This is a genomic window from Algoriphagus yeomjeoni (assembly GCF_003259505.1).
GTDB classification, from domain to species: domain Bacteria; phylum Bacteroidota; class Bacteroidia; order Cytophagales; family Cyclobacteriaceae; genus Algoriphagus; species Algoriphagus yeomjeoni.
The window spans coordinates 346,783-370,184 of the sequence record NZ_QLLK01000006.1 but is presented as its reverse complement, the minus strand read 5'-3'; the positions used below and the strand labels follow the sequence as shown (position 1 = coordinate 370,184).

20 protein-coding genes are annotated in these 23,402 nt (G+C 37.7%); all 20 read right to left on the bottom strand.

All coding sequences use genetic code 11. The features are described 5' to 3' along the window. Positions 1–119 precede the first annotated feature (119 nt). The 20 genes from LV83_RS12690 to LV83_RS12595 all read right to left on the bottom strand — a co-directional run bounded on the left by LV83_RS12690 (position 120) and on the right by LV83_RS12595 (position 23,335). A complete protein-coding gene (locus LV83_RS12690; RefSeq protein WP_111611896.1) occupies positions 120–1,163 on the bottom strand; it encodes an N-acetylneuraminate synthase family protein in 1,044 nt (347 codons plus the stop codon). A gap of 13 nt (positions 1,164–1,176) precedes the next feature. Then, positions 1,177–1,971, bottom strand: coding sequence for an SDR family oxidoreductase (locus LV83_RS12685; RefSeq protein WP_158530570.1), 795 nt, complete (start codon positions 1,969–1,971; stop codon positions 1,177–1,179). Between the two features lie 160 nt (positions 1,972–2,131). Beyond that, positions 2,132–2,827, bottom strand: coding sequence for an acylneuraminate cytidylyltransferase family protein (locus LV83_RS12680; protein ID WP_111611894.1), 696 nt, complete (start codon positions 2,825–2,827; stop codon positions 2,132–2,134). Then, positions 2,824–3,816: a Gfo/Idh/MocA family protein gene (locus LV83_RS12675; protein ID WP_111611893.1), complete on the bottom strand. Its 993-nt coding sequence runs from the start codon at positions 3,814–3,816 to the stop codon at positions 2,824–2,826. The genes LV83_RS12680 and LV83_RS12675 overlap by 4 nt, the downstream gene beginning before the upstream one ends. A 21-nt stretch (positions 3,817–3,837) precedes the next feature. Next, entirely contained in the window at positions 3,838–4,755 is a 918-nt protein-coding gene (locus tag LV83_RS12670) for a glycosyltransferase family 8 protein (RefSeq protein ID WP_111611892.1), read from the bottom strand. Then, the gene (locus LV83_RS12665; RefSeq protein ID WP_111611891.1) at positions 4,755–5,834 is read right to left on the bottom strand and encodes a hypothetical protein; all 1,080 of its coding nucleotides are present in this window, start codon (positions 5,832–5,834) and stop codon (positions 4,755–4,757) included. Before LV83_RS12665 ends, LV83_RS12670 begins: the two co-directional genes overlap by 1 nt. Positions 5,835–5,837: 3 nt before the next feature. Continuing rightward, positions 5,838–6,641 carry a glycosyltransferase family 2 protein gene (locus tag LV83_RS12660; RefSeq protein WP_111611890.1) on the bottom strand — a complete coding sequence of 268 codons (804 nt, stop codon included), beginning with the start codon at positions 6,639–6,641 and terminating at the stop codon, positions 5,838–5,840. A 3-nt stretch (positions 6,642–6,644) separates the two neighbouring features. Continuing rightward, entirely contained in the window at positions 6,645–7,808 is a 1,164-nt protein-coding gene (locus tag LV83_RS12655; RefSeq protein ID WP_111611889.1) for a glycosyltransferase family 4 protein, read from the bottom strand. A gap of 130 nt (positions 7,809–7,938) precedes the next feature. Next, complete coding sequence (locus LV83_RS12650) at positions 7,939–9,414, bottom strand: hypothetical protein (RefSeq protein WP_111611888.1); 1,476 nt, start codon at positions 9,412–9,414, stop codon at positions 7,939–7,941. A 1-nt stretch (position 9,415) separates the two neighbouring features. Further along, entirely contained in the window at positions 9,416–10,480 is a 1,065-nt protein-coding gene (locus LV83_RS12645; RefSeq protein WP_111611887.1) for a glycosyltransferase, read from the bottom strand. After that, the gene (locus LV83_RS12640) at positions 10,477–11,598 is read right to left on the bottom strand and encodes a glycosyltransferase family 4 protein (RefSeq protein WP_111611886.1); all 1,122 of its coding nucleotides are present in this window, start codon (positions 11,596–11,598) and stop codon (positions 10,477–10,479) included. The genes LV83_RS12645 and LV83_RS12640 overlap by 4 nt, the downstream gene beginning before the upstream one ends. Then, on the bottom strand, positions 11,591–12,736 hold the full coding sequence (locus LV83_RS12635; protein WP_111611885.1) for a glycosyltransferase family 4 protein: 1,146 nt from the start codon (positions 12,734–12,736) through the stop codon (positions 11,591–11,593). Before LV83_RS12635 ends, LV83_RS12640 begins: the two co-directional genes overlap by 8 nt. Positions 12,737–12,739: 3 nt before the next feature. Further along, entirely contained in the window at positions 12,740–14,122 is a 1,383-nt protein-coding gene (locus LV83_RS12630) for a glycosyltransferase family protein (protein ID WP_111611884.1), read from the bottom strand. A 16-nt stretch (positions 14,123–14,138) separates the two neighbouring features. Further along, positions 14,139–14,804: a CatB-related O-acetyltransferase gene (locus LV83_RS12625; protein ID WP_111611883.1), complete on the bottom strand. Its 666-nt coding sequence runs from the start codon at positions 14,802–14,804 to the stop codon at positions 14,139–14,141. Between the two features lie 3 nt (positions 14,805–14,807). Further along, a complete protein-coding gene (locus LV83_RS12620; RefSeq protein ID WP_111611882.1) occupies positions 14,808–15,815 on the bottom strand; it encodes a glycosyltransferase family A protein in 1,008 nt (335 codons plus the stop codon). Beyond that, entirely contained in the window at positions 15,812–16,924 is a 1,113-nt protein-coding gene (locus LV83_RS12615; protein ID WP_111611881.1) for a glycosyltransferase family 4 protein, read from the bottom strand. The genes LV83_RS12620 and LV83_RS12615 overlap by 4 nt, the downstream gene beginning before the upstream one ends. Next, on the bottom strand, positions 16,924–18,723 hold the full coding sequence (locus LV83_RS12610) for an ABC transporter ATP-binding protein (RefSeq protein ID WP_111611880.1): 1,800 nt from the start codon (positions 18,721–18,723) through the stop codon (positions 16,924–16,926). The genes LV83_RS12615 and LV83_RS12610 overlap by 1 nt, the downstream gene beginning before the upstream one ends. A gap of 57 nt (positions 18,724–18,780) precedes the next feature. Next, positions 18,781–21,144: a GumC family protein gene (locus tag LV83_RS12605; protein ID WP_111611879.1), complete on the bottom strand. Its 2,364-nt coding sequence runs from the start codon at positions 21,142–21,144 to the stop codon at positions 18,781–18,783. 12 nt (positions 21,145–21,156) lie between these two features. Next, positions 21,157–21,885 carry a polysaccharide biosynthesis/export family protein gene (locus LV83_RS12600; RefSeq protein ID WP_111611921.1) on the bottom strand — a complete coding sequence of 243 codons (729 nt, stop codon included), beginning with the start codon at positions 21,883–21,885 and terminating at the stop codon, positions 21,157–21,159. Between the two features lie 145 nt (positions 21,886–22,030). Next, a complete protein-coding gene (locus tag LV83_RS12595; RefSeq protein ID WP_111611920.1) occupies positions 22,031–23,335 on the bottom strand; it encodes a nucleotide sugar dehydrogenase in 1,305 nt (434 codons plus the stop codon). Between the last annotated feature and the right edge of the window lie 67 nt (positions 23,336–23,402).

The following is a 23,402-nucleotide window of genomic DNA, read 5'->3' as shown; positions in this document are numbered from 1 at the left end:
TGAACGGCCATCCCGAAAAGTCGGGACAGGCTATGGAATCTCGCATGGGTGATAATTAGCCCAATTTGTGACTTTTTAGTCATGCTCGATTTCATTTATTAACTACTTATTGATGTGTTTTATTTAATACTTTTCCACTGCACCTGAATATCTACTTCTAAGTCTTCTGTGGCTGTTTTGCCCAAAATGGACTCAAAGTGTTCGGCTAAAATACCGCCTTTACCAGGTCTTTTCACCCAGATATTTTCTTTGGTAAATTGTTCGCCTGCCCGGATAGGTTGGATAGTACATACTGTAGCAAAAGCAAAGTCAATTGTTGCTTGCTCTTCTGCCACTGCCTTTTTATCTCCTCCTCTTTGCAAATGTATGATCTTTGACCCCTCAATCAATTCAGCACAGGATTGCTCATCCATGGAGCACACGATGTCTGGTCCCTGTCTTTGCATGTGATCTGTAAAGTGTCTTTCCAAAATAGAAGCACCCAAAGCCACTGCACCAAAGCAGGCGTGATTGGTAATCGTATGATCACTCAGTCCTACTACTGCCTGAGGAAAAGCTTCCTGAAGCTGTGCCATAGCCCCTAATCTAACTAGGTGGTTTGGAGTAGGGTATAAATTAGTAGTATGTAGCAAAGCAAAAGGCACCTTGTGCTTTTCCAGTATTGCAACAGACCTTGCAACACTCTTCAGGTCGTTCATTCCAGTACTTAAAATCATAGGCTTCCCAAAGGATGCTATGTGCTCCAGCAGAGGATGGTTATTGCACTCGCCGGACCCTATTTTAAATCCTTCTACGTCCCAAGAAATCAATCTATCAGCAGCAGCACGGGAAAAGGGAGTTGATACGAAAATCATTCCCTGCGCCTCCACATATTTTTTAAACTCAAGCTCTTCCTGCTCAGAAAGCGCGCAGGTTTGCATGATTTCGTAGATACTTTCTTTAGTATGAGAAGGAATAGTGTTTTTTGCTTCCCTGCTCATTTCATCATCTACAATATGCGTCTGGTGTTTCACCATTTCTACCCCTGCCCGCTTAGCAGAATCTACCATTTCCTTAGCTACTTCAAGTGAGCCACCATGGTTTATCCCAATTTCTGCAATCACTAAAGGAGGAAAATCATAGCCTATTTTACGTCCAGCTATTTCTATGTAAGGTTTATTCATTTGTTTGAAGATTTTACCATACGGAGTAACCTCCGTCAATAATTAAATTATGTCCAACTATATGTTTGGACGCCTCTGAGGCTAAAAACACTATCCCGCCATTCATATCAGATTTATGAGCCATATCTCCAGAAGGATTTAGCTGCTTGTACCTTTCGTAAAATAAGCCTTCGTGCCCATTCCAAACGCCACCTGGAGTTAGGGAGTTAACCCTGATTTGCTTATCTGCCCATAAAGTGGCTAAGTACTTGGTCAGTGCAATAACACCTTGCTTACTTACGCTATAGGCTACAGGCTGGAATATACCAGTACCTGGGTAAATCCTATGATTAGGACTAACCACTCCGTAAAGACTCGCAATATTTATGATATTACCCTTACCCTGAGCGAGCATTTGTTTTCCGATCACCTGACAACCAAGAAATACACCTTTGAGATTAATATCCATGATCCTGTCCCAATCTTCCTCAGGAAAGTCCTCAAATCCAGCTTCAAAATTAGCAGTCTTAGATTGATTGGTACTGGCAGCTCCATTGATAAGAACGTCTATTTTGCCGTATTTATCTAGGATGAGTTTCAAGGCATCTTTCCAAGATTGGGAGGAGGCTACATCCAGAGCAATTCCGCTAACAGGTAGATCTTGCCATGATTTGTCGACGATGATTGCATCGCACTTACTTTTATCCAAATCGGCCATGACTACGTTAGCCCCTTTTTCAAGTAATGCTGAAGTCATTTCAGGACCTAATAATCCTGCTCCACCGGTGATTAAAACAGTTTTATCACTTAAGTCAAAGATATCGTTCATATGTTTATCATTGTTTTTCATCATCATCCTCAATCTTGATAGTTCTGTTATTTCCTTTGCTTGAGGAGTTGGAAGACCGAAGACGGGAGACCGAAGTAGCCTCAAGAATAGTTTTTATCCAGCAAAAGGTCGTTTTAAGCTGGAATAATTCCAGATTTAATTATTGTTTTTTACTCATTAGAAACTCCACCAATTCAAAATCCAAAAGTGAATCTATATCTATTGCCCTTTCTCTAGGAATAGGGAAAATTCTACAAGGCGCTTTGCTCCAGTGAGGATAGTTATACAATGCAGACTTTTTGATTACAAACGCAGCAGGCGAGAGACTATAGACATCGGGAGCATCCTGTCTTCTTACGATTGGTTTCTCAGACTTTTTCACAATTTCTGCTAAACCATCTTCCCGTATTTCCATCATATTGAAATAAGGGTTTCTTTCTGGCTCATAGCCTGTAATCACTACTTCTGTAGTCGGGTTGTCCAATGCAAGTTGAATTGCACCGTCTATATCCTGAGGTGTTTTCAAAGGAACCGTCACATCAAGATCTACCAGATACTCGACTTCTACACCATATTCTTTTTCATAAAACTCAAGTGCATGTACAAATACTGGCCATTTGCTAGCAGAATCAGAGGCCAAATCATCTGGTCTAAAAAAGGGCACCTTAGCTCCAAATTCTCTAGCGGCATCTGCTATTAGTGGTGAATCCGTTGAGATGATCAAGTCTGTAATCAATTCACTTTGCTGAGCTTGAGCGATCGTATGACCTATCAAAGGAATTCCATGCATGAGGCGTAAATTCTTATTCGGAACACCTTTGGATCCTCCGCGACAGCATATAGTAGCTAAAATCATTTAAATAATGGGGATTTTAATATGGTACTGGATTGACTGGAAAGTTTAGAAGCCACTACAAGTTGCAGGCTTTGTAACCCTTGCTCAAAGGTACAAATTCTATCATCTGATTCTTCGTTCATGAAAGCTTTTGCAATTTCTAAGTACCTATCATTTCGCTCGAAATCAGAAAAATCAAATACTTCTTCCTTTTTATCTGCTAAGGTGAGTGTGACTGTGCGAGCTGCTAAGTCCCATTTAATAGTTCCAAGAGCGCCTGTAAAAACGCAGTTTCGGATTAGTACGCGCTGGTGATAATCTAAATGAATGGTTCCTGTGGCACCGGATTCGAATCTGATCAATACATCTGCAACATCTTCAGTTTCAATTTCTAACTCAGGATTTATCTGATAAATAGCGGAGACAGTTTGCACACTTCCAAGCAACCAAATCAGGTAATCAAATTCATGAATTAAATCCAGCATCACTCCTCCCCCTTTTTCCACCAAAGCGCTCATGCCTTTTCTATGATCTTCATAAGGCCTCCAATCTGGCAAATACTGGCCTACGAATGCATTTGCAGAGTAAACCTTTCCTATTGCTTTTTCATTCAATAGTTTTCTCACCAATGTCAAACCTGGATCAAAATGCAGGTCATAACCCACATAAATCTGAACGCCAAGTTTGGAGGCAACCTTGAATTGGTCTAAATCATCCAAATTATGGCTTATTGGCTTTTCCAAATAAATTTTAGAGACTTTAGCTTGGACTAGAGCCTTCAATTGCCCCACATGAAAAGCCGTAGGAGAACATACAAAAGCATGGGTGTATTTATGATTTTCCAACGCTAGTTCCAGCGTAGAAAATACTTCACAACCATTCCATTCATTGGGTTTGCTTACTTTGGAAGAAACCAACGTAATATTTTGATAGCCTAAGGATTTGAGGTTATTGAAATGTCTTGATCCTATAGATCCCAGCCCAATAATTACGATTTTTTTTGATTGCATAGTTTTATTCAAGCCTCTGAATCAATTGAATCTGAGGAGAGATTTGAGCTTATTCTTCAATGAATTAGGAAAAAGAGATTTAATGTGGTCTGACCAAACCATTCCTTCGGGATATCTCATTTTGAAGGGTGAATCTTTTTGGTTTTTCCAGTATTCCTTCTTTCTAGGATGACTATTATTATACTGCCAAGGTTTACTTGGACCGGTAAAGTGGATTAGAATTGGAGAATCAATCGCCTCTTCCCTTTGTTCTTTTGACCAGCTTGAATGTGCAAAATCAAATCCTTCCTTAAACAATATTGCTTGTTGATTAAACTTAGGTGCAAGCTCTATATAGTCACCATCTATTACTGCATTCAGTGCACACTGATCAACAAATCTAATTTTCTCAGGATGGGCGTTAATAAATTCAAAGGCTTTTTTAGAAATATCCCGTTGTTTCCAAAGTTCAAGATTCATAAGCATAACGCCTGAGTTAAAATAGGTCGAAGAGTTCTTCATTCCCAGCTCAGTTTTCCATTTGTAAATGGGATCTTCTACTGCAGCTAGTGAATGATCTGTCAGGTCAATTTTTAAAAAATCATTTAAAGGTGAAACCACTATGATATCAGCATCTAAATAAATAACCTTTTTAGCCGGAAGCAGCTCAGGAATAAGTAGTCTAAAGTAATTTGCTTTTGAAAAATGATGTGGAATGGGAAAATTTTCAAATGCATTATCATCGATTTTTATAAAATCAAATTTCGAACCTAAGGATATCACCTTGCTTGAAATTGCTGTTTTTTTGGACTCAGGAAGCTCAGTAGCAAGTAAATAAAATTGAAAACAATAATTTGGGTTTGCCCTGATCACCGAGAGTATGGTGGTCATTGCGTGAGCAATGAATTTCCCATCAGCGCAAAAAACGATGGGTAATTCAAATAGTTCTTTAGTTGTCATTAGCTCATTTTCAGTTCACGGACAAAGCATTTGCCTAATCGTGCATGCCTTGCCAAGTGCCGGGAGTGTTTACTTCCCATATCTTTCATATTCTGCATATGATCCCCACCATACACAAACGCTATTTGATCTTTGCTGTAGCTTTCAGAAACAATTTTCCAAAATGGACAGGTAGGCGCAGTACCTAAGATACCTTCATCAGCCCCCATTTTGCCATAGACTATAAAATCCCAATGTTGCTTCCGGATTGAATCTTCCAATTCTACATCGTTGCTAGGAAGCGACTCTTTTTTAAGTAAAGGTTTCAGCCTTCTAGTATATCCGAAACCTCTTCCGTAGCACTTGCTCGCTTTCTCTGCAGGATAATCCTCATAAAGAAAATCCAAAGCTGGATAAGGATGACAAAGTCCATTGTGTAACTCTAGTTCCCTACTCAGTCCGATAAAGAGAAGCTCTCTGGAGTAATTGACATTTGAATCACAATTCAAAAAGAGAATCTTATGATGGCTTTTAGCTCCTAGATTCTCCAAAAATAATTTACTGACCGCTGAACAACTGATGTTTTCCTTACAATGATTGAGAATAGCAGATGCGTATTTTTGGTAGTTTTCCTGATAAGCTTGAGTATTTTTCCAAGGCAACAATTCCCTATTTGCTTGAATGATTAATGATTTGGGTAGATGAGAGAGCGTATCACTAGGGCAATTGCCAAGGTCCGGAAATACAGGGATGGTTCCATTACCCAGAATTTCATAGTGCCTCAGGCAATCCCAACCTCCTTTTTTCCAAGTGTAGGCAAATTTCGCTTCAGCATACATCCCATAATAATCCTGCTCATTTCCAAACCTGTAGGTTTCAATGAAACCTGGAATCACTTCTGCCCAAAGGTTTTTTTTCTCAGGAAGCCCATCCAGTATCAGTTCATCCGGAATGCAATACCCTAATGGAAAAACGGAATCAGAAACCCTATCTATATCAAAATACCTTGGGAATATTTTGTTAGTAATCCTGAAAAAGTAGGTTTTTACCTTTCCTTTATAAGTTTCAAATTTATTACTGAATTTTTGGAGAATCGTCATATGTCAGTTTCCCTGAACTTGTTTAATCTGACTCATTAAGATCATTTTTTTCTTCAGACCCTTACTAATATATCTTGAAAAGTAGAAAATTGAAGGAAGGAGGCCTAGCTTTTCAATGGAATAGAGGACCTTCCACAGGTCTGCAGCATTTCCCATAAAAGAAGTGCTTTGAGAACCAAGACGATACCTGTAGTTGGAAAGAGCCTTGTTAATACCATAGGCTTTAAACCCTTGCTTCAAAATTGCCAAATGGAACACATAATCCTCAGCTTTCACCAGCTCCAACTTCAAAAGCGGAATGGAAACCTGCATTGTGTCAACCATTATAGTTATGATAGAGAACTGGGGGTTACCTAAAAGTTGACGATATGAGATTTCGGGTGCAAATGGCACATTGCTTTTACCCATAAATTCCCCAGCTTCAGTAATTCTCTGAAACATAGTGAATGATATTGCATGCTTACTTTTTAGCATAAAAGCCAGCTGAATCTCAATTTTGTCTGGCTCATAGGTATCATCTGAGTCCAGAAAACACAGAAATTTACCTGTGGACTCCTGGATTCCTCTATTTCTAGCTGCCAGGGCACCGGCATTATTCTCCTGTCTAATTGCCTTTATTCTAGGGTCCTTATCTGCTGCGTGTTGGCAGATTTCAAAGGAGTTATCTGTCGATTGGTCGTCAACCAACACCAGTTCCCAATTCTTGTAGCTCTGATTAGTCACAGAATCTATACAAGCTTGTATAAAGTCTTGGGTATTGTAAACAGGAACTACTACAGAAACGAGGGGTAAGGAAATATCCTTCATATGCTAAAAATTTTTGGTTGCATAGTCCTTGACTAAAGTGGCAAATCTTCCGCTCCAATATTCCAATGAATTGGACATAAACTGATCGTGAAGATTTTGACTGATCGTTTGATAGACTTTTGGATTATGAAGTAAAAAAACAACTGCTGCAGCAAGTAATTCCGGCTTTCCGGGAGGAACGAAGAGGCAAGTTTCACCTTCTTGAAGTTCCTTGGCTATTCCTCCAACTTTTGTAGAAACAATAGGCATGGCAAATGCTCTAGCCTCGTTGATAATCTTCGGTAAGCCTTCACTATAGGAAGAAATCATCATGATATCGTGAGATCTATAGAGTTCAAATAGGCTTTCTCCAAAAGCTTGGTATCCTGCAAATCTCACACAATGGGATAATTTCAACTGATCGACAAAAGCCCTCAGTTCTTCTTCTATACCTCCTTCACCAACTATAGTCAAGGAAACCTGAACACTTTGATTGATTAATTGGATGGCTTTTACTAGATCAAACAAGCCCTTCTCAGGCTCTAGTCTGCCAACAAAAAGGAGTTTTACATCGTGGTTGAATTCTTTTCTAGCGGGGAGCTGTAGTTTCTCAGAAACAATTGAATCACTGATATAAAAATTATTGGGAAATAGAGGCTTGAAATGATTATACATCTCATCACCCACTGATACAATCAGAGCATTTTTATGATATCTTTTTGCATATGCATAAAGAAATTGGGTGAATTTTTTACCTATGAAGCGATTAATTCCTGAATATCTAACGTGGATTAATGCTTCCAAATTTTGCCGGACAAAGAGGACAACTGGTTTTTTTCTACCCACTAGGGTTAACACCAAAAAACTTATAGGATGAGGCCATGTAAGCCAAAAAACATCATAATAAGAAACAGCGGATTTCAATAATTCCTTTGATCTACCCAATAGACCAGGTTTTTTGAAAAATTGAGAAACACTGGAATAGAAAGGAAAAACAAGGACTTGATTTTCCACATCTGTAAAAAAGTAATGTCCTTTATCCGGTGCCTCAATACACCTGGAGCCCAGTTGAAACTGCTCAAAATAGGTTTCGCAGGTCGCCTTAATAAATAATATATGAGAATCATCTGCATATATTTTTCCTTTATTCTTCTTTAAAATAAAGTCGTTATAGGCAAAAATTTTCAATGGATAAATTAGCTTTAAAGAATTGGTAACAATTATGAAAATGGAATTAGGTGCTAAAATTCCTTTCGCAAAAAAACGGTGCTGAACTAGCTATATTGATAATTTACGGGATAGAAATTAAAATAGGAGATTAGAGTTGTCCAGGCACTTTTTGGTCTAAATCCAGAGGTTGGTACTTAAACCTATTAACAGTTTTAACACTTACCTTTCTTCGCTCCTTTTTATTCTTTTTGGAAATAGAGGCAATATTGACACATGAGATCCCCATCAATAAAGGCGTGATGTAGGTACGAGTTGCGGAATGGAAGGTAGCCAGAAAGCCCATTAAAAACAGCGCGATCAAAATCCCCTTACTGATTGACTCAGGGGCATGGCCCTTATTTAAAAAGAAAACCAAAATAAATAAAAAGAAAATTATCAAGCCCAGGGCTCCGTGTTCTGCAATTAATCGAGACAGTTCGACATGGGGTGCATATCCTTTGTATTCATCACGAAGATAGGAAGAAGCTCCAACTCCAACTCCAAGCATGGTGTGATCAAGAAACAGGTCAACATCCTCCATAAAAATATCAGATCGGTTGGTGGTTATTTTATTGAGATTTTTTTCAGCTGATCCAGCAAGAGTACCCTGGGTTTCCCCCATATATCGAAGTAATAGCATCCCACCAGTGATTAAGTTTGCTGCAAACATCACTATGAAAAGCAGGATACCGACTGGGACAATGTATTTCTTAAAATTAGGAATCCTAAGTGCACTACGCTCTTTGAAACTGAGTTTAGTCAAATAAAACATCACAACAAAAACACCGAAAAATCCTCCAATCATCCCACCCCTCGAAAATGTCAGGAGTCCTTGAATTGTAAATAGACCTAGCGTAATTCCATCTAGCCACTTAAAGCCTGAAATCCTATAGTTCAGAAGTACAGCCAGTGAAAACACAAAAACACCCAAGCCCAAAATTGTAGATACTTGATTAGACCCAAACCCTCCTGCAGTAGCAAAATTTGCACCGAGCGTAAACTCAACCTCATCAAGGTTTGGGGTACGAATGATGGTAAAAACCAAGGCCGAGACTATGGGGTAAACTAGTGGTTTGGACCAATTGATCAAGGTTTTTAGATTTAAATTCAGTGTTGAAAAAAACCAGATTGCGACCCCAATATTTAAAAGTCCCAATATGTTAAATTTGATATCATTAAAGCTGACTTGATTACTTTCGTCAAATAGGACTGCCGGAATGGAGAGAATGAGGATCACTAACCCAATCATCCCTTTAGCGGTATAATTTCGGCTAAGTAAAATACCTAAGGGACAAAGGAAAAGTATAATATATTTTCCTAGTTCATATGGAATAAAAGGATCAGATCCTGCTAGCCTTCCCAGCCCTTCAAATGATGCAAAATAAATAATAATCTCTGCAATCAAACGAGCCCTATGTGTAGCATTGACATTAAAGAGATTAATAAAACTATACCCTAGAAAGACATAAAAATAAATGATCATAGGGAATGCTGAGATGGTAGCAGATGCACCCAGCAGTACATGGACAATAAACCAAAAAAAGGACTTGTTCTGCTGCTTTAATGAATTGAAAAATATAAACATCTTAGCTCAGGCCTTTTAATAATTTAGTGTAGTTCTCCAAGAAATTCATATTGCCAAATTTACTTGAGACATGTTCGGCAAACAACTCTGCTTTACGATTTGCTTCAGATATATTATTGGCAACATAACTCATGGTATCCAGTAGTTCAATTCTATTGCCCTTCTCCACTAGATAGCCGTATTTACCTTGTTCCAATAACGCATCGCATTGACCGACAGCTGTACATACAATTGGCACTTTAGCCAATCCTAGCTCCAGAAGTGAGACCGGTAAACCTTCCACATCAGAACATAGGACAGCAAATTTGGCTTCTTGCATGTAGGGAGATAACTTAAGCTGTGTCCCTTCAATATGTATTCTATTTCCCAAACTATTGATTTGAATCAACTCTTTAATTTCTTTTAAGTATCCAGGATTATCCGTTGCGCCAACGAGCTTCAACTTGAATGAGGGATGTGATTTTACAAATTCAGCAAAAGTGTTGATAAGTAAGTGGTGGTTTTTGGGTGGCTTTAGATTAGCCAGGCACAATACCACATCTGAAGGATCCTGTCTAAAGATAGCTACTGGAAGATCTGGAAAATTCTCTATATACTCGACGGAAGAAATTTTAGGGATTTCATTTTCTATCCAGGTTTTCAGCTCTTCATTTACGGTAATGACTGCATCAATAGAGCCATCAATAAACTTAATTTTATTTCCAAAACGCTGGTCTTTTCCCGACAACCCGCCATAATGAGCATGCCAAACCAACTTGCTTGAAGGAAGAAACTTTTTAAGTAAGACAGCCCAGAAAACAGAAGAGTCGTGAACATGAATGTGGGTAGGCTTAAATCGCCGTGACAGTGCAACCAGAGATTTAAAGGCTCCTAAATCAAAAAATGATTTTTTGTTCAAACAAAAAAATATGTCTTTGTCCATCAAAAAATCATTCATGGGGCCGCTAGATCTGCTCGCAACAAGCAGAGTTGGGATATTTTGTTTGGTGAACAAGTTGGCGATATTCACCGCCATTCTTTCTGCACCTCCGACAGCCATGGAATCAATTAATTGCAGAATTCTCATTTCAGCTCTTCGATTTCAGTCTGAAATGATTCCAAGGTGTACTTTCTAGCCCAGCTAATGGCATCGTCTCTCATTCGCTCAAGTTCCTTGGTATCTGCAAGTAATGTCTTCAATTTCCCAAAGATTTCTTGCGGATCTTTACTCACTAGCACGCCTCTCTCCCGCTCTTCTCCAACCATTTGTGGCACACAACTAACTCTGGAAGTAAAGGGGATGCATCCCCAAAACATTGCTTCAGCAACAGCCTTAGGCCAGCCTTCCGTTTCAGAAACAAAAATGAGAAAGTGAGATTGTTTTAGGATGGATTTTACAGTTTCTGCGTTTACGTTGCCTTTAAACACTACCTGGTCCTGCAATCCTAAATCTCGGGATTGAGCTTCCAGTTCCGCTCTCATCACGCCATCGCCACAATACACAAACTCAAAATTAAGACCTTCCTTTTTCATCAAGTGGGAAAGCTTCAATCCAATTTCCGGATTTTTCCCATCATAAAGTGCTCCGATAAATACTAGACGTATTTTGTCTGATAAGGAAGGTTTATCCACAGGTTCTTTCTCAATTTCCCTATAGCTAGCAGTGAAAAAAGGTAATACATTAGTTGTACTATCAGGCCATTTGCCATAGACTAATACCTTGGCATTCTTGGTCAAAAATGTAGAATTCGCAATGAATCGTTGAATTTTATAGGTCCTTGGTTGCTTGGATTGCCCATCCCAATTGCCAGCATACTTAATAGTTTTAGGTTTTTTGGGAAACAAAATCTGAATAAACATGGCCAAAAGGCCCATGTTTCCGGGAATACGAATATGAATATGTTTGGCATTCTTCATAGCGCGATAGATTTCCCCTATAATACCAGGAAGATCTTTCAGGGCCTGTATGATTGCCTGTTTACTCTGTACATGGTATGCAGGAACCTCTGAGAAGGTAAATGCTGGATGTACATAAGGCATATCTATTTTATCTGGAATTAAGCTTTGGCTCATTGGAGCAATCACTTTTACAGATTGTTCCTTTTCTATCCATAGATTCATCTCACGGACATAAGGCCCGTAGGCATAATACTCTCCGTTTGCTTTACTATGCTGGACACAGGTAATGATTAAAAAATCAGTCATTTATCACTGAATTGTAAAATGCTAGATTTCTATCTAAAACCATAGAAACATTAAACATGGCGTGTGCCTTCTTAAATGCTTTCTTCCCGATTTCTTTAAATTGGTCTTTTGCTTCCAAAGCCTGGATAATTGAATGCTCAATGCTTGAAACATCCAATGGGTTGCATAAAAAGCCATCTACCCCGTCTGTGATTGTTTCAGGGCCAGGCCCTTTATCTGTAAAAACGACTACTTTTCCCATTGACATTGCTTCAGGCGCTACTAGTCCTTGAGTCTCCATAAAAGAAGGAAAAACACAAATTGAAGCTGCCCCATATATTTTGGGGATTTGATCATGACTAACAGGTGGATGAATTTTTATTTGACTTTTTAGACTTTCTGGGATCCTGGATAGTATGTAGTCCGTGTATGAATTTCCATTCGGAAAAAACCATTCTTTGCCATAGATATCCAAGGTGGTTTGGGGGAATTTTCGAGATATGTTCGGCATGGCATCCACCAGATTACCAACTCCTTTTTTCTCACAGATCGTCCCAGCAAAAACCAATGAAAAATCCTTTGCTTCGGGATATTCTTCCTGATAAGCAAAACGATTTTGATCAATCATATACCTAATGGTTTCCAAAGGTTTACCTTGATAAGAGAGGTATTTTGCGGTGTGTACTCTTACATAGTCAGAAACAGCGATAAAGGCATCCGCTTTTTTGAAAGACTTTTTCTCCTGGTATCCTTTCCATTGATTAATAGGTCGGTTTTCAGATTCAGAGAAAAAATGATGTCCACCATGTAACCTGATTATATACTTCACTTTTGGCAACTTCTTTATGAATGCCAATCCTAACTCGGATCCTTCTACAATATCAAGAGGGTAAGAATCATTGATTTCCTGAAGGTAATCATTCAATTTTCTTGCAATAAGCCACCAATTAAGGCCTGGGGTAGATGGCTTGGCAAAACGAATAACTCTTAAATTACTTTGAATATCGTCCTCAGTTACATCAGAATCGTTAGCTCCCAGGATGGTTACTCTATGTCCTGCCGCAGTGAGAGCCTGACTAAATGTATATAAAAAGACCCCGACTCCACCAGGATTAAGTCCAGCTTTTGGGTATTCATGAGAAAGAAAACAAATATGCATTTTTTACTTGTGCGTAGTTATTAGGTAATCAACTATTCGACTTGAGGCAGTGGATCCTTGATCCTGGAAGACAATTCTATCTCTCCATAGTAACCTATCCTTTGCTATTTCCATTGGACAGTCGATTGCTCTTCTTATGGTAGGCAGAATATCATCGGTAGAACGTATCCAGCTTACAGCATCCAAATCCTCGAAGGTTCGAAAATGTTGAAACTGATAGACTCTTTTAATGGACCAGGGGTGGTCCGGCATTACCTCATAGTTCACATAAACTCCAGGCTTATTAAATTGGGCAAAGTCAAGTGCCATTGTGGAACCTACGTTTACTACGGTATCACTGTGATATGCTAAATTGACTAAGACTGCAATATCCTCTGGATAAGGAAAAAACTTACTCCAAAGCTCCCCTTTTCTCCACTTCGGCACAAGAGTTTTTATGAAAGGAAACTTCTTTAAAACTGCTTGGTATCGTTCAAATCCTTCGACGGGTACTGGTCTAAAAAGCACTTCAATATCTGATTCGTTTTGTAATGCTTTTCCTAAATCACTGAGGTAAATAGGATCATGAGGAGAGGTCAATGAATCATCGCCAGAAAAGCATATCCATCTTTTTTGAGAGTCAAGATTATTTTCAATTGCAAATTCCTCTCTGGTTTTAATCAGCTTCTCATTTGAATAAAAATCAAACTGAGGAGTTCCGACTATCTTAATATTCTTTTTTTCAATGTCTGGAAAATACTTCAGCAACTCCTCCTCCATATATTCTGACCATACCAAGTAATCGCTTGCCCTCATTGGCAGCCTACCTTTGGGAAGATTATCCCAAGAAAAAATTGCGGCTACGGTTCTTATTCCTAAATCCTGAGCCGCAAGCATTGCAACGCCTGCATTTGGTTCGCGTTGATGCGTGCAAAATAAAATGTCAGGATTAATTTTCTTTAGGTCAGCTTTATACTTTCGGTATGCAGCTGATTTTCTATGCTGATGTTGAATAATTGCATCGACCTTTGATATTTTATCCAAAGTCGTGAAGGTACCTCCTACTATTTCAGCAAGGTAATTGGAGAGTTTTCCCTTTAAATTCTTTTTCGGCAGCCAGTTATCTAGAATAGTAGGATTGCTTTCAAGATTAGCGTTTACTTTTAATCGGGCATATCCAACACAATCCCTTAAGAATCTTGGTAAAGGGTCTTCCTTATAAAAGTTGAAGGTATGATTTTCAAAGTTTACTTGGGGATTTATACGTTCTGCTTCCTTCATGACTGCAGGATCCAAGGAATGCCATACAGCAACTTCGAATTTGGATTCACGGAGTAAAGGTATAATATCAGAATATAAATAATTCCTGATACCAATTCCATCAGGAATCAATAAACAGACTTTCATTTGTCGTTTTGGAAAATTAATGTTTTAGAATTTTTGATAAAATGGGGTGAAGTGAACTATGCTCGTGAAGGTCAACAAAAAAGAGTGGTTTTAACTTTTCAAGTTCTTCATCCGATTTATCCCACCATTTCAGATTAAGCAATTCTTGAATGAGTTCCTCTGAAAAACGTTTTCGAATAGGCTTTGCAGGATTTCCTGCTACAATAGTGTAAGGTTCCACATCTTTAGTCACGACCGAACCTGCAGCTAGAATAGCCCCATCCCCCACAGATACACCTGCCAAAACAATTACACCATGACCTACCCAAATATCATTGCCAAGTATAATGGGCTTCTCAGTCTTAAGTGATTTTAGTTCTCCTTTATAAAGGTGGTTATTAATGTAGGTTGTCAGATAACTCATTGGGTGGTTGGTGGGATGGAATGCTACATCTCTTCCTAACTGACAGTACTTACCAATAATCACTTTGCCACCAAAATAATTATTAGTACCTAAGGTAGTCCTAAAGCCAATTTCTGTAGCATCTGAAAACGCGCAGTATTCAGGGACAATAGTACTTCCTTCAAACTTCACGTGATGTGCTCCAGTTGCCCAAAATGAAACTAGCACCTTGTTTTTATAAGTCAGGTAGGGTTTAACCCAAAATTGAATTTTCTGAATTAATCTACTTTTAAAACTCATATTTTAATACGGCTCATTGACACCCAAATGGCTAAAAAACTGTCTTCTGAACTTATGGAATAAAAGGCGGCTTAGAAACTTACCTATTTTATATTGACTCTTTGAAAATGATATAGGATCTGGAATTTCTAAGGGAGTAGTTATGGAAGTATCGATTAGAGTTTCCTGTAATTTTTCTTTCATCCAAGGATGAGGGCTGTTACCCATGTGATAGGCAAAATTCCCCAGCGTAGCTAACCTCAAAAAACCAGACATATCATTAGGATCATCCAAATAATCTTCCTCACTATTATTTTGAACTCTAAATTTGCAAACCTTAGTAGGTGCAGCCTCGAAAACCTGCTTTCTAAACGTAGCAACAAAATGACCACAACCAACTACTGCTTCTGCAACTCCGTTTGAAACGACTAGATATTTCTCTAAATGAATTTTCTGATACAAATTAGACCCTACACTCTTTTGGAAATTAATCAGGCCTTCTGGATCTTTTACATTTTGAAATTTAATCTTCCCTTTAAAAAGTCCATAGTATAGTGTAGAAGCAGTACTAAAGAGAAATCCTTTGCTACTTGGAACTGGGGAAACCATGCCCGCTTCAGGAAAATCGACAAAAACTGTCTCGACTTCTTTTTGCCAATTCGGAAGAAACATAACATCTGCATCAGAAATCGTCAATAGTGGTTCTAGGTTACTTTTTACAATGGAATAAATCGCATTAATTTTCCCTAGATTTTCTTTTGTATAAAAGATTTGATCAATGATTGGGTACTTTTTCTGGTAATCATAAATCATGTCTGAAATTTCCTGACAACATCCATTGATTACGATTGAAATTCTAGTTTTTGAGTGGACAGTATTAACTAAAGATTCAATGCAATATTTGAAAATCGTTTGAGAATCCTTGAAATATGCCTCTTCCAAATTCGGAATATAAACAGACAATATCACTCTGTGTGTAGAGTCTATCTCTATCGTAAAGTTGGTCTTTGAGGGGTTACTACCTACTCTCATACTGTGGTTTCTTCTAAAATTAGATCTGCAATTTTTCCAGAAATTGCTTCATTAGAACAATTTTTCAAATAATTGTAGCGAAGGCGGTGTTTCTCTGCACTTATTTCCTCTGTAGATAATTCTTCAATCTCAGTTAACACTAAGCTCAGCGTGTTTGATTTTCCTGTGATAAATTTAGCATTATCCAACCTACCCGGCATAGCACCCACTGAAGAAGATATAATGAGTTTACCGGCCGCCATCGCTTCTACCCCTGTCATAGGCCCAGTTTCTTCTGAGGAGTTGATAATTAATGCATCAAACTCCTGAAACATTTTGTCCATCTCTTCCGCCGGGAAAAAGCCACGTAACTCTACGTTATTTAACTTATTAGTTTCGATTAAATTTCTATAGGAAGATTCAAGTTCTCCTTTACCGAATAGCAAAAGTTTAAGATCTGGGAATTCAATAAATGTTTCAATTACTTGTTCTACTTGTTTCACATCCATAAACAGCCCTATCATCGCAAATATCTTGCATTGTGGCCTGATAGGTATTGAAAGCAATTTCTTTTCCTGAATTGCAGTTTGATCTATAAAGTGAAAAGGTAATGAAGGCTTAAAATCTTTAAGTAGATTCTTATCATGAAAAATATAAGCTCTATTAAATCCATCTAGCTTAGCGCCATCTCTCAATAGGGACTCAAAGCTTCTCAATAACCCTGTGTAACGGATGAAAACAGGAACATTTAATGGTAATTCAAATATGGTCCTTTCTAAAGAGGTATCAGTGATAAATAGGATAACACAATCAAAGTCGCTAACAAATTTACTCCAAACATTACTGGTAAAAATAGCATCTCTTTTAGTTTTGAGGATGGAAGCACCCCAAATTCTCAGTAACGTTTTTTTGATAAAACTATTTCGGAAAAGCCTCTTTCCAAAAACAAGATGAGCAGACTCCCAGACTGGAATATTTCCAAAAAAAGAACCTGCATTAAATCTGGTAAAAACTTCAACATGGGCTCCATGATCTTCCAAAGACCTCGCCCAAACTTTCATTTCTTCTAACCTTCCACCTACACCATCCTTATTTAAAGGCCCCACAAGAAGGACTTTCTTTTTAGGCATTAGAATTCTTGCAGTTGTACCATTCTTCTGAAATTAGAGTCAGATGAAAATAGCTGTTCAAAATCTCCGGAAGCTTTAATATTACCTTGATCTACCAAATAAATCATATCTACGTTTTTGATAGTACTCAATCTATGTGCTATTAGGATAATGGTATACTTCCCTTGAAGAGAATTAATATTTTCTTGAATAATTTTTTCTGAATCTGAGTCCAAGGCAGAGGTAGCTTCATCAAAGACAATTATTTCAACTTCTTTGAACAATTCCCTAGCTATAGAAATACGTTGTTTTTGGCCACCAGAAGCTTTGACTCCATTGTCACCGAGAACCATTTCTTCCTGTCCTTTTAGTCCAATTACAAATTCCGTAAGGTTAGCCATGTCGATAGCTTTCCAAAAACGGTCTAAATTTTCCTTTGTTTTAGGAGACCAAAAAGTAACGTTATTAAAAACAGAATCATTGAATATCACTGGTTCTTGGGTGATATATCCAACTTTGGATCGGAGTTCTAATATGTTAACATAGGTTCTTTCCATGCCATTAACATAGATTTTTCCTTGATTGGGATTAAATAAACCTACTATCAAATTCACCAATGTTGTTTTCCCGCTTCCACTTGGTCCTACAAAGGCAATAGTTTGGTTTTTCTTGATTTCCAGATCTACATCTTCCAAAATTTGATGCCCATCCTTAAAGCCAAAGCCTATTTTTTCAAGAGAAATATGTTCCAAGGACCCAAAGGCTTGTTGACCGTCGTTGATTTCAACTCCTTCTTCAAACATTTGAATAATTTCAGTTGATGAAACAATTCCACCAAATTGTGAAATAAATGTTTGCCAGCTGGACTGAACGCTGATTACGTAATTCAATGCTCTATAGAAGAACATTAAGCTTAAAAGAATACTAGACAATGCACCACCAAGCAAGCTCACTTGAATCAGTATTACAAGAACCACTATAATCAAAATAATAGGCTCCCTTAATCCATTCAAAAGTGAATTATAAAACCCGATCCGCTTCTGAAGATTTTCGATCTCAACTATCTGCTGTGTGAGCTTTTTCTTATAATTATTAAAGTAAGATGTAGCCTTTAAGTATTTAAAATGTTGAACTGCTTGAATTAAAAAAGACTGGAAAACATGTCCTTTACTAGAAATATTGATAGACGCTATTTCAGTTTTTCTGAAAAGCATCTTGAAAAAAACATTTGAAATAAACCCTCCTACACTTACTAATATGGCGAATTGCCAGTTCGACACGAAAGCCAACCCCATATACACAACTAATAAAACTGCATATTGAAGGGTATTGAAGTAACTTATAAATGAGGCAGTTACTTTATAAACTTCAGCGGATAATGTGTTTTGGATTCTACCTGCATCCATTCCCACAAAATTCTGATAACTAACTTCCTCCATGCCATTAAGCATTTGAAACCTTAGCTTTTTAACAAAGAAGATCTGTAGAGAAACTTTATAGTAACTATCAAAAAACTTAAAAATCCCCTTTACTAAAAACAGGATCGTCATGAATATCAGAATATTTCCAACATTCAAGTTGAAACCGATTGAATTCATAAAATCAAGAAGGAAGTCCAGCTCTCCTAACTCAGGTTTAGTTCCTTGAGAAGAATCGTCTACGGCTACTTGAAATAGAGGGATGAATAGGGCAAGTCCAAAACCGTCCAATAATCCTACTAAGAGACTCAGCAGGACTAGGACAAAAATTTTGTGTTTGAGATAGGAAAAGAAGAAAAAGAAATACTTGAAGTTTTTCTCAATAATTCCTTTTAGAAACATAAATTTTGGATAAAAAAAGGGTTTGAAATTCAAACCACTTTTTGTTAGATAAGGTATTTATTTTTTGTCGTCGTCGTAGTACCCATAGCCATAGCCATACGAATAACCGTATCCGTAAGCCACCTTTTTAGAATCAACTACACCGTTAAACACTCCAAATATGTTTTTAATGCCTTTATTTGTCTTTAGACCATTTACTGCATCAATAAATGTTCTCTGACTATAATTTTGTCTAAAAACAAATAAGCTACAATCAACCAACGTGAGTAGGTCCAAGGTTTCACTAACCAAACCAACAGGTGGTGTATCAAGTACGACTACATCATAGATACCTTTTAAGGATTTAAGCAACTGTTCAAACCTTGCATCAAAAAGTAATTCCGCCGGATTAGGAGGAGTAGGACCAGCCACTATGACGTCAAGATTTGCATATTTTGTTTTTGAAATTATTTTTTCATAATCAAGTTCTTGACCACTAAGGAAGGTGGATAAGCCTTTATCGTTTGTTAAATCAAAATTTGCGAAGATTTTAGGCTTCCTCATATCACATCCAACCAGAATAGTCTTTTTACCTGTAAGACTATAAGCAGAAGCAAGATTCATGGCACAAAAGGTCTTTCCTTCGCCTGAGATAGTAGAAGTAACCAAAAAGGTAATTTGTTTATCCTTCGGCAGAATGAATTTCAAATTTGCCCGTAACGATCGGAAAGATTCAGAGATACCAGACTTTTTATGATCAAAAACCACAAGATTACTATCGCTTTTTTTATTCTGGAGAATAGTACCAAGCAAAGGAATTTTGAGTTTGTTTTCGAGATATTGGACATCCTCAATTTTTGTTCTAAAAAGCTCCCTAACGACTACAAAAGCAACCGGAAGAAATAATCCAATTAGAAAGGCGATCAAGTAATTTTTAAGTGGAGTAGGGCTGATTTGGAAACCACCTTTTGCAGGCTCCACAATTTTATTGTTAGCCTCATTTGATGCTTTGGAAATTGCAGCTTCAGCCCTTCTTTCCATTAAATAATTGTAAATATTCTCACTTAAGGAGAACTCTCGCTGAATTCTAATAAGGTTTTGCTCTGTCTTAGGAAGATTAGTAAAAGACTTTTCAATCTCAGTGATCCTACTTCTCAAATCCTGAATAAGCAAGATAGAATTACGGTCTATATTAGTTAAGTTCTCACGAATGGAACGATTAAGATCTGATATTTTCCGATTGGTTTCTATTACTGCTGGAGCAGCTTCAGTCTGGCTGGCCAGCATCCTTGATTTATCCGCTTGCAATTGGAGTAGATTTTCGATCAAGCCATTAAGTAAGGGATCTTCTATTCCTAATCCAGAGGGAACAATTACATCTTGATAACTTTCGTTTGCAAGGTAATCCTTAAGACTTTGATAATAGGTTCTTTTAAATTCCTCCTGAGCTAATTGAGTTTGATACTCCATCATTTGATCATACACAGAGGAGCTCTCAGAACTTAGGTTATAAATTTTATTAGACGATCTAAAATCTTCCAATTGATTCTCAAAATAGCGCAAAGAATCCGCAACGCCGGCAACTTGTGAATCAATAAAGTTCACTGTTTTACTTGCGGATTGATTTTTTTGATCCAGCTCCATTTGAAGGAATATCTTCATCAACGTATTGAGATATACTTCTCCTTTTAGCAAATTGGAACTAGTAACTGACATCAGCATTATGGAGGCTCCCCTCTCAACTGGCTCAATTTTCAAGGAACTAGAATACCTGTTGGCCAAAGAATTAAGGTCCCTTAACTTGATTAAAATACTCCCAGATTTATCTGATGAAACTTTTAAAACTTTTATATCTAACTCATTATTAGTGAGTTGCTCATTGAATTTTGACTTTAATGGTTGTGGCTGCAACTCAAAGGGCACCCTACTTCCATCTGGAAGCAATTTATTATATCCTTCATCCACAAAGGATAGGGTGTAATCAGTTTCATTTGCCCATTCAATTTTCAGATACCCGTCAATTGTTTGTGGACTTTTCCAATTGACCTCCACTATTACTGGTGTGCTTTGATATATTTCGGTATCTACAAAAGTCCCCTCTTTAAAATACTCAACTTGAAAGTCAAGCTGCCTAAGCACTTCGAGTGCTACTGGCCTGGATTTCAAGATGATCGTTTCATTTTGGAGCCCCATACTGGAGCTTTCAATGATGGATGGTGAACCAAAGAATGCAAGAGGGTTTTCCTTTTCTTTAATGAAAAACATAGACTCTACCTTGAATAGAGGTTCGGAGGTCTTAGTGTACAGAAAACCAAGTGCCAAGCACAGAAAAACAGAAATCAAGATAATTAACCATCTCTGTTTTAGTTTATTAAAAATAGCATTCAGCTCAAAGCCTGAATCTTCGACTACAAAGTCATTCTCGTTACTTTCAAAATTCATATATAGTGGAAATTATCTGACAATAGTCAAAATAAGGGCGATAGTAGATACTGTTGAGGTAATTAGGGCTAATGTCTGTATGAAATTAGTTCCGGCACCTAGCTCTCTAACTTTTAAAGGCTCAGCATACAAGACATCATTCGTTTTTAAAAAGTAAAATTCCGAAGCAAGTAGGTTTCTATCATTAAGGTTAATTTTGTGAATTTGACTTCCATCTGGATATTGACGGAGTAACACAATTTCATCACGTTTTGCAATGGTAGTCAAATCACCTGCTGCCGCCAATGCTTCAAAAATTGTAACTCTACTTTGCAACACGGTTTGCTTCCCGGGGGCATTAAATTCACCTAACGCACTAAATCTGATACCTCCTAGTCGTATTCTGACAAAAAACCCATCATCTGGAACATATACTTGAACCTTCTCTTCTATTAAAGCTTTAGCCTCCTCAGTCGTAAGTCCAATAAGTTTTATTTCTCCTAACAAAGGGACTTCAACCATTCCCTCTTCATCCAAGGTGTAGCCGTTCATAAAGAAAATATCCCCACCGTTAGGCCCCATATTCATATTAGTATTTGCCTGATCCCCAGAAATAATACTAAAAATCTCATTAAGTTCAGGGCTAGTAGTTTTGATATTTATTTCAACTATATCAAAGCTTTGAAATCTATACTTCTCTTCATTATAGCCATACCTTTCGCTTGAATAAACGTTAGGATTGCTATTCTCCAATTCCTGCATGTAAACAATCTTTTTATTGGATACACAAGAAGAAAATATGAAAATTAATAGAAAAAATTGAAGGATTCTCAATGAATTCATGAATATGCTCGGTTTAAATTTCGGCTAAATTAGTATAAATTTTTATCAATAAATTTTTGATGAATTATAATCTTGCATCAACTAGGCTCTTATCCAAGAATCCTTTCACATCAAAGACAACTCTTGTATTTGATTTCTCTATTGCTAGGTTTGCAAATTTCTTATGTGAAACTGCCAAAATAACCGCAGAAAATTGCGTTAAGTCAGGAGCATCATTTCCCGCTATAATATCAATTCCATATTCATCCTTCACTTCAGTGGGATTAGCCCATGGGTCATAGACGTCCACATCCATATCGAAAGATTTCAGCTCTTTGTAAATATCTATCACACGGGTGTTGCGGACATCAGGGCAATCTTCTTTGAAAGTAAAACCGAGGATAAGTACCTTAGAATCTATTACTTTCAAATCCTTTCGCATCATTAGTTTGATCACTTCAGTTGCCACGTGCTTACCCATGCTATCATTGAGTCTGCGTCCTGCCAAAATGATTTCAGGGTGATAGCCCATTTCCTGAGCTTTTTGTGCCAAATAAAATGGATCAACACCGATACAATGTCCTCCAACTAACCCAGGCTTGAATTTCAGGAAATTCCACTTGGTCCCAGCTGCTTCTAATACTTCATTTGTGTCTATTCCAAGTAAGTTGAAAATTTTAGAAAGCTCATTTACAAAAGCAATGTTTATATCACGCTGAGAATTCTCAATGACCTTCGCCGCTTCTGCTACTTTAATTGAAGAGGCTTTGTGAGTTCCGGCTGTTATGACGGTACGATACAATTGATCTACAAATTCGGCAATTTCAGGAGTGGAACCAGAGGTGACTTTCAAGATTTTTGCAACGGTATGCTCCTTGTCACCAGGATTAATACGCTCTGGAGAGTAGCCAGCAAAGAAGTCCTGGTTATATTTTAGTCCAGATACTTTTTCCAAGATAGGTACACATTCATCTTCAGTGACTCCTGGATAAACTGTGGATTCGTAGATGACCACATCTCCTTTTTTTAAGTAGCGTCCAATATTCTCGGAGGCCTTTAACATAGGAGTGAGTACAGGACGATTATGCTTATCAGTAGGTGTAGGCACTGTTACAATAAAAACGGTGCAATCTGCTAGTTTCTGAGATTCATTTGTAGGAAGCAAACCAACAATACCTGCTTCAGAGAACTCATTTACCAATACTTCTTTCAGTAAATCGTCTTCTACTTCAAGGGTATTATCTTTTCCGGCATTTAACTCCCCTACCCTTTTTGTATCGATGTCAAAACCCACTGTTGGGTATTTTTTGGCAAACTCAACAGCAAGTGGCAGGCCTACATATCCTAAGCCTATCACAGCAATTTTCACATCCTTCAAATCTTTATTCATTGTCGCTTTTTTTCCTGAGAAACCATCCAAATGTGATTTCTTGATAGAATATTCAAATTTTGGACAG

Coding starts and splice junctions, on each gene's coding strand:
- LV83_RS12690 (WP_111611896.1), bottom strand. CDS start 1,163: ATGAATAAACCTTACATAGAAATAGCTGGACGTAAAATAGGCTATGAT.
- LV83_RS12685 (WP_158530570.1), bottom strand. CDS start 1,971: ATGAACGATATCTTTGACTTAAGTGATAAAACTGTTTTAATCACCGGT.
- LV83_RS12680 (WP_111611894.1), bottom strand. CDS start 2,827: ATGATTTTAGCTACTATATGCTGTCGCGGAGGATCCAAAGGTGTTCCG.
- LV83_RS12675 (WP_111611893.1), bottom strand. CDS start 3,816: ATGCAATCAAAAAAAATCGTAATTATTGGGCTGGGATCTATAGGATCA.
- LV83_RS12670 (WP_111611892.1), bottom strand. CDS start 4,755: ATGACAACTAAAGAACTATTTGAATTACCCATCGTTTTTTGCGCTGAT.
- LV83_RS12665 (WP_111611891.1), bottom strand. CDS start 5,834: ATGACGATTCTCCAAAAATTCAGTAATAAATTTGAAACTTATAAAGGA.
- LV83_RS12660 (WP_111611890.1), bottom strand. CDS start 6,641: ATGAAGGATATTTCCTTACCCCTCGTTTCTGTAGTAGTTCCTGTTTAC.
- LV83_RS12650 (WP_111611888.1), bottom strand. CDS start 9,414: ATGTTTATATTTTTCAATTCATTAAAGCAGCAGAACAAGTCCTTTTTT.
- LV83_RS12645 (WP_111611887.1), bottom strand. CDS start 10,480: ATGAGAATTCTGCAATTAATTGATTCCATGGCTGTCGGAGGTGCAGAA.
- LV83_RS12640 (WP_111611886.1), bottom strand. CDS start 11,598: ATGACTGATTTTTTAATCATTACCTGTGTCCAGCATAGTAAAGCAAAC.
- LV83_RS12635 (WP_111611885.1), bottom strand. CDS start 12,736: ATGCATATTTGTTTTCTTTCTCATGAATACCCAAAAGCTGGACTTAAT.
- LV83_RS12630 (WP_111611884.1), bottom strand. CDS start 14,122: ATGAAAGTCTGTTTATTGATTCCTGATGGAATTGGTATCAGGAATTAT.
- LV83_RS12625 (WP_111611883.1), bottom strand. CDS start 14,804: ATGAGTTTTAAAAGTAGATTAATTCAGAAAATTCAATTTTGGGTTAAA.
- LV83_RS12620 (WP_111611882.1), bottom strand. CDS start 15,815: ATGAGAGTAGGTAGTAACCCCTCAAAGACCAACTTTACGATAGAGATA.
- LV83_RS12615 (WP_111611881.1), bottom strand. CDS start 16,924: ATGCCTAAAAAGAAAGTCCTTCTTGTGGGGCCTTTAAATAAGGATGGT.
- LV83_RS12610 (WP_111611880.1), bottom strand. CDS start 18,723: ATGTTTCTAAAAGGAATTATTGAGAAAAACTTCAAGTATTTCTTTTTC.
- LV83_RS12605 (WP_111611879.1), bottom strand. CDS start 21,144: ATGAATTTTGAAAGTAACGAGAATGACTTTGTAGTCGAAGATTCAGGC.
- LV83_RS12600 (WP_111611921.1), bottom strand. CDS start 21,885: ATGCAGGAATTGGAGAATAGCAATCCTAACGTTTATTCAAGCGAAAGG.
- LV83_RS12595 (WP_111611920.1), bottom strand. CDS start 23,335: ATGAATAAAGATTTGAAGGATGTGAAAATTGCTGTGATAGGCTTAGGA.